Genomic DNA, 16,328 nt, shown 5'->3' on the forward strand with positions numbered 1-16,328 from the left:
CATGCGCGGACCATCTGCGACGCGAGACGATGACGAGCTGACGACGCTGCGGAGGCTTTCGCGCTTCCGTTCGATGTCGCTGCTCTGCGCGCTGCAGATGGTTTTCCTGCCGGTGTACAGCGTCCGCGTTCAGGCGCAGACGGCGAACGTGATCACGCCGGACGGGCGCACCGGCACCTCGCTGCAGACCTCCGGCAGCATCACCAACGTCACGACGTCGACGGTCTCGGGCAACAACGCCTTCAACTCGTTCTCGCAGTTCAGCGTCGGGCAGGGCAACACCGTCAACCTGCAACTGCCGACGGGCACGCAGAACCTCGTCAACATCGTTCGCGACGCTCCGGTCTACGTCAACGGCACGCTGAACTCCTACATGAACGGTGCGATCGGCGGTAACGTCTATTTCGCCGATCCCAAGGGGTTCGTGGTCGGCCGTTCCGGCACCGTGAACGTCGGCAGCCTCAACGTCTCGACGCCGACGCGCGAATTCACCGACAGCCTGATCGGCGCGAACGGCGCCATCAACCAGTCGGCGGTCGGCAACCTGATGGCCGGATCGTTCCCGGTCTCGCCCGATGGCAATATCCGTATCTACGGACGGGTCAACGCGATCGACGGCGTGCGCCTGACCGGGCAGAACGTGTCTATCGGCGGCGCCACCCAGCGCGACATCGCCAATCTCGACCATGCCGCAAAGTTCGCAGCCTCGGTCAATTCGAAGGGCTTGCGCAGTGCCAGCGCCATCACCGTCAGCAACGGCTCGATCCATATCGGCGCGGTCAACAACGCTCGCGTCAACGGGCGCCTGACCGCGCGCAGCAAGGCTGCGACGCCGAGCAACATCACGGTCCAGGCCGGCAACAACATCGACATCGGCAAGAAGGCGAAGCTCGATATCGCCAGCACGACCGGCGGTGCCGGCGAGATCCGACTGAAGGCGGCGCAGAACCTGACTGTGGCGGGCGGCGCCAAATTCGATGCCAGCGCGAAGACCGGCAATGCGGGCCTTGTCGATTTCAGCGCGAACGGGATCGTCGACATCGGCCAGGGCATCAAGGTCAACCTCAGCGCGGACAACGGCAAGGCCGGCACGCTGCTGATCGACCCGACCGACATGGTCATCGGCGATGCCGCCCAGGGCGACACCGGCGTGACGCTGTCGAACAGCTCGGTCGCGGCTGCGCTCGCCGGGCTCAGCGCCGGTGCCACCTACCTCATCCAGGCAGACAACTCGGTCACGCTGGCGGCCCACGCAGTGGTCGATACCCGTCATCTCGATGCCAATGGTTATTCGACCGGCAATGCCAACCACATCCGGATAGAGGCGCGGATAATCGATATCCAGAACGGCGCGCAAATTCTCGCGCAGGCCGTCAACTCCGCCAGCACGCATTACACCAGCGGCAATGTGACGCTCGCGGCGACGGCGAGCGACAGCAAGCTGTCGGGCCAAGCCAGTGCGACCTCGGGAATTACGATCGACGGCCGGATCACCGGCGGCGACATCACGATCGCATCGGTCTCGACGGCGTCGTCCAGCTTCACGAGCTCGGTTCCTGGCCTCTTTACGCTGGTGGGCACCACGCTCGCGGCCTCGATGCTCGGCATCAACGGCGGCTACGTGGCCGCGAGTGCCACCGCTACGGTCAATATCAACGGCAACGCCAATATCAACGGCACCGGCAACGTCTCCATCGCCTCGCACGGTTCGGAGACGGCGCAGGATCCTGCGATTGCGAGCACCTTGATCGGCGGCTCGCCGATCGGCGCCGCCGCTGTCGTCGGCAAGATCGACGGCAATGTCAGCACCAATGTTGCCTCCGGCGCCACGATCAGCGCAGGCGGCAACCTCGGCATCCACGCCATCAACGACGCAACGTTGGCCGTCACCGCGGTCGCAGCGACCTCCAGCGCGCAATTCGTCGAGACGGTGGCCTATTCCACCGGCTCGGTCTCGACCACGGCCAATGTTGCGACCGGCGCGAACCTCGCCGTCGGCACTGTGAATGCATCCGGCAACTCGCTGACAGTGCGGGCGATCAACAACAACTCGTTCTCGACCGGCGCCACGTCGGTTGCGCTGAGCACGCCGACTGCCAGCGGTGGTGTTGGCGGGGCGCTCGCGATCAGCGACGTCACCACATCCGCAACCGCGAAGCTCGGCTCGTCGCTGGGCACCAGCGCGTCGTCGCGGATGAACGGCTCCGTTCTGGTCGAGGCGACCTCGAACACGACGAGCAACTCGACCATGGCGTCGACCATTGTCGGTACGCCGGCCTTGGTCGGCGCGATCCAAGGGTCTTGGTCTCCAGCCCCAGCCTGTCGGGGATGATGGCTCAGCAGATGGTCTCGCTGATGCCGGTGAACTTCAACTTCAAGGCCGCCGGTGCGCTGTCGCTGGCCAACAGCACTGAAAACGCGACGGCATCGATCGGCCAGAATCCGAGCGGCGGCGCGCCCAGCCTCTATGTCAGCGGCAACGTCGCGGTCGTCAGCACCCTCATCGATCGGGGCGTGCGCAGCAATGCGACGGCTTCCGCGATCACCAAGGACGTCACCAGCGGTGAGGGCGTCGCGATCAGCGCGGCAGTCGCTTGGGGCAATTTCAACCACAATTCCAACGCCTATATCGGCAGCGGCACCACCGTCAACGCGGCCAACATCGCCGTTGAGGCCACCACCTCGATGCCGATCACCAATACCTGGCTGAAGTGGGACGGACTGACCGAGGTCCTCGGCCACCTCAACGGCAATCTTGGCGTTGGCGGCAATATCCTGACCAGCTACGCCAACGCCACGGCCGACGCCGGCGACACGATCGGTCTCGCCGGTTCGCTGAACCATTTCGTCGTCAACAACAACACGACGGCGTGGGTGGCCGGCAGCGCCAGCCTGACCGCGACTTGCACCACCGCGGACTGCGGCAGCAGCTGGTCCGCGACGGTAAACAACGGTGACGTCCACACCTACGACGCCAGCATCCAGATCGCGGCGACCACGAGCATGGCGTCGATCGACGCGGCCGGCAATGTCGGCACGCTCGGCTTCCTGTTCGGCAACACGTCGGGCGGCTCGTCGGTGGGCGGCGCGCTCAATCTCGTCCAGTTCAACACCAACACCATCGCGGGCGTTTCGGACCGTGCGACGCTGCGTGCGGCGGACGACATCGCCGTCAACGCAATCACCTCTGACCAGTTCGTCGCCGTCGCGCCGTCGTCCGGCAAGGCTGCCGGCACGCTGGCGCTGAACGGCATTACCTCGCTCGGTTTCCTCAACAACACGACCCATGCGTCGATCTCGAGCCAGGCTACCGTCTATGCCCCGACCGTCGGCATCCTGGCGCAGCAGGACCTGTCGGTCGTGACCCTGTCCGGCGCGATGAGCTACAATGGCAGCGGCGGTTCGGCAGTCGGCCTGTCGGTCGCCTATCTCGGCGCAAATACCGACACCTCCGCCTATATCGGCGACAACCATTCCGATATCCGGCCCGGCGTGTTCAGCTCGAACGACCCGTTCGCCGGCACCAGCGGCGGAAGCGGATCGGTCAACGTCGACAATCTGACGCTCAGCGCGACCACCTCGGGGCGCATCACCGCGGCTGCGGTCGCGGCGGCCGTCTCCGATCCGGCATCGTCGAGTTTCTCCGACAAGGCCGACGCTGCCGGCGCCGCCGCGACGGGAGGGGCCGCCGGCGTGGCGACCGCCGCGAGCAAGATCGGTTCGACTTCGGGATCCAGCACCAGCGGCTTCAGCCTCGATCTTGCCGGCAGCTCGTCGGTGAGCGACGTCTCGCTCGGCACCAGCGCCTATATCAAGAACACGACGGTCAACAAATACACCACGGCCAGCGCTGTCACGACCAATACGATCGTTCAGGCGCTCAACGACACCATGCTCAACAATGGGTCCGGCTCGGCGGCGCTCAATCTGGCCGGAGCGTCCGCCACCGGGGCTGCGATCGGCGGCGCGATCGCGTCGGCGATGTCGAACAACGCGACGATCGCCTATATCTACGGCACCACCATGAACGACCAGAGTTCGGTAACGGTGCAGGCGCTCAATGGCGGCTCGGAGACCGTCGTCGCTCTCGGCGTGGCGGGATCGAGATCCAATTCGGCGTCGCTGTCGGCCTCGGTCGGCATCATCACCGACAGCGCCAACGCCTATATCGAGAGCTCGACGATCACGGGGCAGGCGAGCGGCGTGAACCGCGCGGCTCGAGGTTGACGCCTACCAGACGACGAACATCGCGATCGGCGGCGGCTCGCTCTATATGTCGGGCGGCCAGGTCGGCATCGGCATCGGCCTGACCTATGCGTCGATTGCCGATCCCTCGGGCGGTAACGCCACCGACGCGCATATCCGCAGCACCGGGATATCGAACTACGACACCCTGCTGGTGATGGCCGACAGCGCCAGCGTGATTGCGGCCGGCGCGGCCTCGGGCGGGGAGGGGCCAGCGCCAACGGACTGGCCGGCGCGATCGTCGTCAGCGAGATCTCGCCCACCACGACGGCCTACATCAACAGCGGCGCGACGGTAAGCATCAACGTCGGACGCGTGACGGTGCTGGCGGACAGCGGCGCGGTGTCGGCGCTGGATACGGCGCTCGGAAACCTCGTCAAGAAGTCGAACAACAACCATCTTGCCTCGGACACCTGCACGGTCGCGGGCGGCACGGGCGGGCAGAACTGCATCGACTTCAGCGCGGCCGCGCTCAACGACGGTGCGGCTAACGGTCCGGGCGCCAGCATCATCTCCGTTGCGGGCATGATCCAGGCCGGCAAGAACAATGTCGGGGCGTCGCTGGTGTACGACACCATCGCGACGACGCATTCGGCCTACATCGCCAACGTGCTGCTGACGGCGGGTGTCAACGGCAACGTCAGTGTGAGTGCAGTCGATTCTTCGAAGATCCAGTCAGTCACGATCGGCTTTGGTCTTGCGACCGGACAGTTTGCGGGCGTCGGCGGCACGACGATCAGCAGCATCGCCAATACCGTTTCGGCGGCCATCGGCAACAATTTGTCCAGCGCGTCGCAATCGGCCATCAGTGCCAAGAGCATTCTGGTGACCGCGACCGACAATTCCAGCATCACCGGAACCGCCGCCGTCGCAGGCGCCTCGACGCAGGGAAGCGCCGCCGGCCTGGCACTCGTCTACAGCAGCATCGCCAACAATGTCAGCGCCGGCGTCACCGGCTCCAAGCTGACCGCCTCGGGCAACGTCGCCGTCAGCGCGAACTCGAACGCCAATATCTCGACCGTCGCCGTCGGTATCGCGATGTCCTCGCAGGTCGGGCTGGCGGGCTCGGTCGCGACCAATCTGATGGGGACCAACGTCACCGCCAGCATCACCGCTGCCGGTGCCAACGGTATCAACGGCGCCGATGTCACCGCCACCAACAATGTCGGCGTGGTCGCCGGCAACAACGACACGGCCGCGGTGTTCGCCGGCGCCGTGTCGATCAGCAAGGGCGCGGGCGGGGGCGCGGGCTCTCTGGTGACCAACCAGATTACCGGGACCACTGCGGCCTATATCAGCGGGTCCAACACCAAGGTCGACGCGCTCGGGACCAGCACCACCGATACGCTGTCGGTCAACAACGGCACGCTCGTGCATGCATTCGATCTCGGCACCGCCCACGCACCGAGCGACAGCACCCCCGACCTCAGCGAGAACCAGGACACCGTGCGCGGCCTCGCCGTGGTCGCGAGCTCGCACCAGGCGATCGTGGCCAACGTCGCGTCGCTCGCCGCCAGCAGCGGCATTGCCATCATGATCAACCCGATCACCAATGTGATGAGTGGGGCGACCCGGGCCTATATCGACAGCGCGGCGATCGACACGCGCCTGACGTCTTCGACTCTGGCGCCGCAGATCGAGGTTGCCGCATCGAGCTTCTCCTATTCCGGCACGCTTGGCGCCGGCATCATCCCGCCCACCGGCAATGGCGGCGGCGGCGCCGCCATCATCAGTACGACGATGTCGCGCGATACCTTCGCCACCATCACCAATGCCACCATCGGCGGCGTCCAGTCGTCGAGTCCGACGGTCGGCGCCGTCACCGTGAAGGCGAATGCCGAGCAGGATGCGTCCTCGATCGCGATCGGATTCAACACCGGCTCGGTCGGGCTGAACGTCTTCCAGGCGACGACGGAAGCCTATGTCGACGGCGGCGCGCTGACGGCCGCGTCGCTGACGGTGAATGCCAACAACAACACCGGCATCTTCTCCGCGAACGGCTCTGGCGCCTATGGCAGCCAGGCTGCGATCGGCGCCGCCTTCCTGATCCAGGTCTCCTCGAACCGGACCGAGGCCTATGTCGGCGACGAGTTCGCCTATCACGGCGGCACGGCGACGCACACGACGGCGATCAATCTGACCGGCGCGCTCGACGTCGAGGCCAAGACCAAGAACCGCTTCGAGGCCTATTCGGTGGGCGGCGCGCTCGCGACGGGATCGGCCGCGATCGCGGGCATGGCCAACATCGAGATCGCCAGCAACACCACGATCGCGGGCGTCTACGACGTCACGCTGCAGTCGCCAACGGGCGGCACGGCCGGCGCAGTCACCATCAACGCGAACGAGGACGTCGCGATCAAGGAGATCGCGGGCGCGCTCGCGGTCGGCGCCAGCGGGGAGGTGTTGGTATCGGCGCCGCCGCCAACGTCATCGTCTTCAAGAGCCAGACCACGGCGGAAAGCATCAACAGCAACCTGAATTCGTCCGGCGCGATCAACGTCAACGCGCTCAGCACCAAGGAGGTGCTGTCCTATGCGGTGACGGCCGGCATCGGCGGCAGCGTCGGCATCGGTGCGACCGTCGGGGTCATCATCATCGGTGCCAATCTCGGCGACACGCACGAGCAATCGCAGCTCGACGGCACCATCGGCGCCGCGAACTCCGGAACCAATGCCTCTCACGGCACCGACGCGGTGGCGAGCGGCACCGCCGGCAATCCGAACGGCGCTGGTGTAACGTCGACCTACAACGTCAGCGGTGTGCTGACCGACGCCGGCCGGGACGGCGTCACGGCGCAGGTGCTGGGCGGCAATGTCACGGGCAGCGAGGTCAACGTCGCCGCCACCAGCGCCAACGCGGCCAAGATGTACCTGCTCGGCGCCGGCTTCGCCAAGAATGTCGGTATCGGGGCCGGCATCGGCTACACCAGCGTCAAGAGCTACGTGCTCGCGGATCTGACCGCGAACGTCACTGCGCCCTCCGTCACCGTCGCGGCCGTCGTCAAGGACGCCACCACCGGACCGTATGCCGGCCAGACCATCGACACCGAGGCGATCGCCGGCGGCGCGGCGCTGTACTTCGGCGCGGATGCGGCCGTGGCGATCGGCAATGTCGCCAACGACGTGACGGCCCAGCTCGGCGGGCATGTCACCGGTTCGGGCGGCACCGGCGTCACCGTCATGGCGCAGGATTCCACGACCCAGGACGTCTTCACGGGCGGTGTCACCGCCGGTGCCGCGGCGGTCGGAGCCTCCGTTGCCACGGCGTCACGGTCGAGCACGGTTGCGGCGCAAGTTCTGGATAACGCGGTCGTCGATGTTTCAACTCTGGCCGTGGGAGCATCCGGCGCAGGCACGCTCACCACGACGGCGACGGCGCTCGGCGGCGGTATCGTTGCCGGCGTCGGTGCGGATGCAGAGGCCCACGAGAACTCGAGCGTGACGGCCGAGATCGGAACCGGCGCCTCGATCACCACGTCGGCATCTGATGTTGGCACGCTGGTAACGGCGTCGATCAAGCCCAATCTGTCGAGCAGCGCGATCGGCGTCTCGGTCGGCGGCGGCGCTGTCGGCATCGCCATCGCCAAGTCAACCGTCGAAGCCACGGTCACGGCCGATGTCGGCGACAACGTCGTCTTCTCCGGCGGAGCGCTCGGCGTGACCGCGATGGCGCTGGTCCCGACGACCGGCACCACGACCTACGCCAAGGCGCTCGCGGGCGGCGGCGGCTCGCTGATCGGCGCCCAGGGCAGCCTGGCGCAGGCCTCGGAGAACGCAACGGTCAGCGCCTATGGCGGGACCGGAATCACGCTGCCCAACAGCGACGTGGTGATCGCAGCCCAGAACGACAGCGCCCAATACGCCGAGGCGACCGGCCTTTCGAGCGGGTTCCTCGCGCTCGGAGCGACAGTGGCACAGACGTCGTCGAGCGCGCACACTTATGCCTATCTGGGCGCGCCCGCCGATATGGACGCCGCCCACCTGAATCACGCCGGCTACACCGGCATCCTCGAGATATCGGCGACCGGCACGGATGCCAATGTCTCCAACGCGACGGTCGGCGCGGGCGGCACCTACGCCGGCGCGGCGGCGGTCGCCACGACCAGCTCGACCGCCGTGACCAATGCGCGGTTCGATGGTGGCGCGACCGACGACACGCTCTATTTCGGCGGCCTCAGCGTCAAGGCCAAGCACACCACGAATTATGCGGCCAGCGGCGACGCCTATCAGGCGTCCACGGCCGGTGTCTCCGCCGGCAAGGCGCAGAACGACGTCACCACGACCACCACCGCCGAGATCGGAACGCATCTGATCATCAACTCGGACGGAGGCAACATCGTCGTCATCTCCAACGACATCGTCAATCAGGCCGGCGGCGGTGCGCGCTCGGGTTCCGGCGGCTCGTTCTCGGGGGCGGCCGCCCTGAGCGACTCCACCGTCACCCAGAATGTCACCACCAACATCGGCGCCGGCACGGTCCTGAGCCTCAACGGTGATCCCAGGACCGCGACGGGCGTGATCGACATCGAGGCGTACAATACGCTGAACACCACTGCCACGGCGAGCCTCGCCACGGCCGCCTTCTTCGCCGGCGGCGGCGCCGAATCCAACATGACGGCAAACGCCACGCTCGCGGTCAACATCAATGCCCGCGAGCTGTTCAGCGTCGGCAAGATCTATATCGGGTCGGCTGCGAAGATGGCGGCGGCCAACTACGCCAACGCCAGCCTCTATGGCGCAATCGCCGGTGTCGGCGCCAGCACCAACACCTGGGTGCACGCGAACCAGGCCGTCACCGTCAGCGGCAGCACGACAATCGAGGCCTGGCGCGACATCAACATCCTTGCCGGCATATCCGGCGATACCATCACCTTCAGCAGCGTGCAGGCGACCGCGACGACGGTCGTCTACAACAACACCGCCATTCCGATCTCCACGCTGTACCGCGGCACGGCCAATGCCGGCAACGGCTCCAGCCTGACACTTGCCGACAGCTCGCGGGTGCTCGGTGTCCGGGACATCTATCTCGGTGCAACGCAAGGGCAGGTCACTGCGGCCGGCAACGGCAGCAACTACAATCCGTATCTGGACATCTTCAGCGCCAAGAACAGCGACAACCACAGCCACACCAGCGGCACCGGCGATGTCGCACTCAACGGCCTGGTCGTCGCGGGCATCAACAACAACGTCACGATCACGATCGATCTTGGTGCAAGCGCGCCGACATTGAGCACGACCAGTCCTTATTCGTCGCTGTCACCCACGCTGGAATACGCCGCCGACGTCGATCATTTCAGCCCGGTGATGACCTGGAACCACCAGGCGCTCCAGTACACCATCGTCGGCGGCTTCAATCCCTATGACAACATCGTCAACCAGCTCGCCACGCTGACCGGCCTGACCGCGACGCAGATCCGGACCCAGCTCTCGACCTCGACGTCCGCACATCCCGCCACGATGGCGCCGGCCGGCGCCGATCCGACCGGCGACTTCCAGCGCCAGATCAACGCGCTGATCCAGCAGGCGCCCTATACCTCCGACGCCTCCGGCAACGCCTTCGCATTCGGCGACATCCTGGTGTCCGCCGGCAACGTCTCGATCCTCGCGCAGAAGCTGACCGGAAACAGCCTCTCAGGTCACACGGCGCCATCCGTGACTGCTCAGAGTTCGCCGACGATCAGGGTCGAAAACCGCGGCCTCGACTTCATGGACTTCGCGAACCTCACGGTTACCAATGTGACCGGCGGCAACATCACCTACCGCCAGATCGACCACGTCGACCCGGATTCGCACTCCAACGTGACCTTCACCGCCACGCCGAGCGCGACGCCGATCATCGACATCTCGGCGACCTACAACCGCGTCGATCCCAGTACCGGGCTCGGCGTCGACGGCAACGGCAACCAACTGACCCGCAAGCCCGACATCTATTTCGACGGCATCGTCACCAACGAGAACGGCCTGCTCAAGATCACCAGCCAGCTCGGCAGCGTCGTGGCCTCGCAGTCGCTCAATGCCGCGACCATCCAGATGGTGGCGCCCAACGGCTCGTTCATCTTCCTCGGCGGCGTCGGCAGCTTCTACAACTCCAACCACGATGTCACATCGCAATGGGCCGGGGTCGAGTACAAGCCGGCCGATAACGACACGCTGACGGCGGTGATGGCGGCGGCGACTTTCCTCGGCGCCTACGGCGACTACGCGACCAGCCCGCATATCGGCGACGGTGGCAATCACCCGTATTTCTATTATTGCTGCGTCGACGGCCATAGCGGCGTCCAGCAGACGGCCGCCAACAGCACGGTCTTCACTGCCCGCATGCTGATGACCTATTACGACGGCCTGTCGCTCTATTCGGCGATCTTCCTACCGATGGGCAACGGCTCGCCCAACGGAGGCGGCGGCAGCGTAGGCAGCACCACCACGCTCGCGCAAATGGAGGGGCCGACGGTCCAGACCATCTCGACCGCGCCATGGGAGCGCGACACCTATGCCGGCCAGGGCGTGTTCAGCAACACGACCTACGACTACACCGTGACGTCCACGGATGCCCAGGGCCACACCGTCACCGAGAATCGCACGGCCACGTACTACTCGCCGTTCAATTGCTCGGGATGCTCGGCCTATTTCCAGGTCGTCAATATCCAGAACGACGTGATCACGCCGAGGACCGCGAACACGAACGCGAGCTCGAACTGGAGCTCGACCACACCCTCGGGGTACCAGAACCCCGCGAACGCGCCCTTCATTCTCGGCCAGGCGATCATCATCTCGGCGGGGGTCATCAACGTCAACGGCCTCATCCAGAGCGGCACGAGCAGCAATTACTCGGTCGACATCGGCGGCGGGGTGCTGTCCGCCATCAACAGCCTCAAGACCAGCAACAATGGCGCGGACTTCGCCCAGGCCCAGGCCAATGCGCGGAACGGCAGCTATTACGACATCACGGCGGCTGCGACGACGCAGTTCTCCAGCGATATCAAGATCGGGGTGAAGTACAACGCGCTCACCGACCAGATCATGGTGAACGGCGTGGTGCAGGGATCGGGCGGCTACGTCTATCTGAACGGCAAGATCATCTCGACCTCGACCGACGGCACTGCCCAGGGCACGATCGCGGTCAAGGGTGGTGCCGGCACGATCACAGTGAACAACTCGACCGGACTCCAGCTCGTCACCAACACGATCAATACGGGCGTCAGCGCGCCTAGCGTGATCCAGATCGTCGATCAGCTCCAGCAGCAGACGACGTGGTACGTCTACAATCCCTCCGCGTCGGGCGGCCAGCAGGTGTCGACGTATCGGACGAATGGCGTCAATGCGAGCCAGTACACAGGCTCGATGCTGACCGGCCTCAGCGGCACGGCGGGCATCCAGTACGCCGTGAAGCCCAACATGTACTACCAGTGGGTCGATACGGCGACGCTGGATCGTCCGACCACCAGCACGCAGTTCGACTATGGCTGGCACTACACGCCGAACGCATCCGGAGACAACTGGACCCGCACCGTCAGCCTGGTCGAGAACGTGATGCAGGCCACGGGCGGTGGCGGCAACACCGGCCAATTACAGACCGCGAACTTCCAGGAAGTCGTCACGGCGACCGGCAGCTATCACGGGGGTGGCTACAACACGTCGGCTGGCTTGTGCTGCGGTGCGGACGGTCATTACGACTGGTTCCAGCAGATCTACGATCACCTGACCCTGACGCTCACCAACACGGTGAAGGCGTCGAACCCGATCAACATCCAGTTCAGCGGCGGCGGCGTGAGCACGGTCAACGTCAGTTCGAACTCCGGCATCGTCATCAATGGCCCGATCAACAACCTCTCGGGTGATACGACGGTCATCGCCACCGGCGTCAATTCGGCCATCACATCAGGTGCGAGTGCCAACAACCCGATGATATCGGGCAACAACGTGACGCTGTCGGCGGATGGTGGCATCGGCACGCGCGGCACGAACGGTGTTCCCCTCCAGGTGCAGGTCTATGGCGGCAGCCTGAAGGCCGATACGATCGACCGGGACATCGCGATCGCGGCCACCGGCTCCTTATCGATCGACCATGTGAGGGCGAATGCGTCAGGCGCCACGCCGCAGGGCAGCGTCTTCCTCTCGGCGACCGGCGACATCAACTCGGCGGCCGCTTACGACGTCGCTAATCCTGTCGTGGTCGGCAAGAACATCGAGATCAATTCCAGCGGCGGCGCGATCGGCGCGACCAGCAGCGTCGTCAATGGCGCAACCACCCTGACCAACATCAATCCGCTGGTGATCCAGGCGACCGGCACCACGCAAGCCGGCGGCACCGTCGATGGCGGCGTTCTCGACAGCGCTTCGGCGACCGGCACCTACATCATCCAGTCAAAGGGCGATTTGCGGCTTGGCACGATCCAGTCGAGCGGCGGCCCGGTCTTCCTTGAGGCGGCCGGCTCCGACAACAACCCGGCCAGCATCCTCAACGGCCGCCCGGCCGCCGGTATCAGTGCGGCGGAGAGCGCGCATCTCCAGGAGGTCTGGGACAATCTCGGCCTGCTCAACGGCAATCCCGCCACCGCCGCCGTCAACAGCTACCAGTCGATGGTCACGGCGGCCTATAACGACTACTTCCAGCTCAAGAACATCGCCTTCGCGAACGGCACCTACAATCCGACTTCGGTGGGCCTGACGGTGCTGCGTGCGCAGGTGGCCGCCAAGCTCGGCATCGATCCCGCCAACGTCTCGACGACGGACATGAAGGTCGAGGCGACGACCCGGTTCCTGAGGGACCAGTTCCTGCTCGGCAAGATCTCCACCGCCGAGCTCAACAGCTCGCTGACGACGTTGCTCGGAAACGCGCCGACCGACGCGCTCGCGACGGTGTTCGGCACCACGCTCTCGTCGGGCCTGTTCACGAGCCTGTTCCAGGGCGTCGCCGCCGCCGACCAGCGCCTGCCCACCAACACCGCGCTGCAGGCCGCGCTGAACACTTACTCCGCGAACTACAGCTACACACTGGCATCGACCGAGCGGGTCTACGGCATCATCACGTCGGGTTCGCAGTGGACGCATGACCAGCTCGCCTACACGGTCTCATCGTCGGCCGTCGGCGCGGCGCCGCCACCGATCGATCCCAACGTCGCGGCCAATGTCAGCGCGAGCCAGATCATGCTCTACGCGCCGAAGGGGTCGGTCGGAAATTCGGCCGCGCCCCAGACGTTCACCTTCACCAGCGTCGATTCCTCGGCGCTGTCGACTGAGCAGAAGGCATTGCTCTCGTCGGCCGGCCCCGGCCAGCTCACGGTCGGGGCGACCACGGACCCGACCACCCATGTCACGACCTATACGGTCAGCCTGTCGCAACAGAACCTCGTCGTCCTCGACAACCCGGTCGCGATCTCGGCCAAGGCGCTGACGAACGTCTATCTCGGCAGCAAGAACAGCCTCACGCTCGGCGGCATCACCGCGAGCTACGGCCCGATCGCGGCGGCTCAGGCCAACGGCATCGCTGTGACCGGCCGCGGCGACGTCAAGCTCGACGCCGTGACCGGCATCACTGCGGCCGCCGGCGTGACCGGTGTGCCCGTGATCACGGGCGATATCGCCAACCTGACCCTGATCGCCGAGCACGGCAATATAGGTGCCCCCTCGGGAACCGCCGGAAGCAATCCCGCGAGCAACGCGAACGCGATCCAGATCGCTTTCGCGGACGCCGCCAACGATCAGCTCGACCAGGTCTCGTCCGGGCAGGGCATCTATGTGAAGCAGACCACCGGCGATCTCATTCTCGGCAACATCTCGGCCGGCAGCGACATCCAGATCGCCGCGGCCGGCAGCATCTACGCCGAAGCCGGCTTCATGGACCGTACGGCGATCCACATTCTCGGCGCCGACCTCGACCTGCGCGCCGGCGGCAGCATCGGCTTCAACGGCGCGTCCTTCCAGCCGCTGCAGGTGAATATCTCGGGCACCGTGACCGGCTCGGCGGTCGGCGATCTCAGCATCCTTGCGGTGACCGGCGATCTCGCGATCGGCCGCAGCGGCGCCTATGGGACGCTGAGTGCCGGCGGCGCGCTGACGCTGAACGCGGTGCGCGGCGCGCTCACCATCAATACCAGCCTCACCAGCGTCGGCCTGATGCAGCTGCTCGCCAACCGCGCCATCACCATTCCGGACGGTACCAGCGCGGCGCCGGTGCTGGTGACCAGCAGCTCGGAGGGCGTGACGCTGGCCGCCGCGACGCTGTCGATGGGCGCCTATTCCGCGATCGACGCGGCCAAGGTGATCACGATCGCCACGACCGGCGACGCGATCCTCGGCCAGCTCAACACGCCGCTGTCCTATGCCGCGGCCGGCAATGCACCGTCGATCGTCGTCAGCGCTGGCGGCGTGGCGTCGCTTGGCGCGATCCTCGGCAACGGCGATGGCCAGACCACCTTCATGACCTCAGGAGCCGGCGCCAGCCTCGACCTCACGGCGTCGAACGGCATCGGTAGCGCCACGCGGCGGCTCACCTTCAATGCGCCGCTGCTCTCGGCAAACACGATCGATGGCGGCATCTACCTCCGGGCCTTGACCGGCACCGAAGCAACGCTGCTGTCGGCGCTGAAGGGCAACGTCGATATCATCGGCACCCAGGCGCTCACACTCGACCGGGTGCTGGCGGGCACGGCAACCGGCGCCAGCGGCACGTTCAGCGCCGTCATCGACAACGGCAGCATCGTCATCGGCACCGTCGACAGCAGCGGCTCGCAGACGATCCGCGCCAGCCAGAACGTGACGTTCAAATCGCTTGCGGCCACCGGCTCTGCCGGTGACGCCGGCAACATCGACGTGACCGCCGACAGCGGCTTCATCCTGGCGCAGACGGTGATGTCGGGCGGCGTGACCACGCTGGGGTCAGTCTCGGCCCATGGTTCGGCGAGCCTGATCGCCGCTGGCACCAATACCGGTCACAACCTCACGGCCGCGACCGGCAACGCGGTCCTGAGCGGCACCGTCGTTCATTGGGACAATCTCACCGCCGGCGGCACGCTCAGCGTCACCGCGACGGCCGGAGGGATCACCGTCGGCACCGCCACCAGCGGCGGCACGCAGACCTTGCACGCCGTGGACGACATCGTCTTCAGCCAGCTCACCACGACAGGCATCCCGGGCGATGCCGGTGACCTCGACGTCAAGTCGGACACGGGCTCGCTCCGCGGCGGATCGATCACCGCCCATGGTGAGACCCGCTTCGATGTCGCCGGATCGGTCTCGTTCGACCGGATCAGCGGCGACACCGTCAAGATGACGTCGTCGGGTGACCTGACGATCAACTGGGTCAGCGTCGTGAGGGAGCTCGACCTCGCGGCCGATACGATCAACGTCAAGGGCGAGCAGGTCCGCTCGAACCCGGCGATCCCGCTGATCCTGAATATCACCGGCTATAACGGCGGCGTCGCGACATACGCCAACGTCTCGATCGACCCGGACAGCATCATCGTCAACAATTTCAGGGTGGTGGACGCGAACTTCTGGACCGACGCGCACGCCGTGACGATCCTGAACGGCTACGTGCCGGGCCAGCTCCTGCTCACCACGGCGACCCAGCAGGTGCTGCTCAACAACCGCACGCCGGCGCCGTCCAACGGATCGTCGATCCAGCTCTACCAGCCGGACGGTGTGTTCACGATGAGCCAGGTTGGCAATGTCAATGTCAGCAATGCCTATGTGGCGTTCTACACCGGCGACATCTCCGCGACCGTAACCAACTATGGCCCGGGCCACACCTGCTGCGACGGTTTCACCGGCGCCAGCATGGTGCGCAACATCCCGGTCGACGGCGAGGGCAAGGAGAGCATCGAGACCTGGATCGCGAAGAAGGACAGTGGGACGTTTTACTTGCTCGGCCTCTCCGGTAAGGCACGGCTCGATGCATTGCTGACGCCGCGTCCGGTCGAGACCATCGGCTCCGGTCCCGCCGTCAACATCGAAGGGCTGAGCGACCTGCGCAAGCTGCGCCGTCAGGGACAGCGCGTCGGTCGCCCGGGCTGGAAAGACGCTTCTGTCGAAACGACGCGGCCGGTCGTCGGCCGCCTCGCACAGGCCTGGTAGCGGGATTCG

At 65.9% G+C, this 16,328-nt stretch carries 1 pseudogene; it reads left to right on the top strand.

Annotated elements, in window-relative coordinates:
* Position 1 precedes the first annotated feature (1 nt).
* Positions 2-16,319: pseudogene (locus ACQ86E_RS25625) on the top strand (leukotoxin LktA family filamentous adhesin).
* Positions 16,320-16,328 lie beyond the last annotated feature (9 nt).

Source organism: Bradyrhizobium betae (assembly GCF_050632175.1).
Classification (GTDB): Bacteria; Pseudomonadota; Alphaproteobacteria; order Rhizobiales; family Xanthobacteraceae; genus Bradyrhizobium; species Bradyrhizobium betae_B.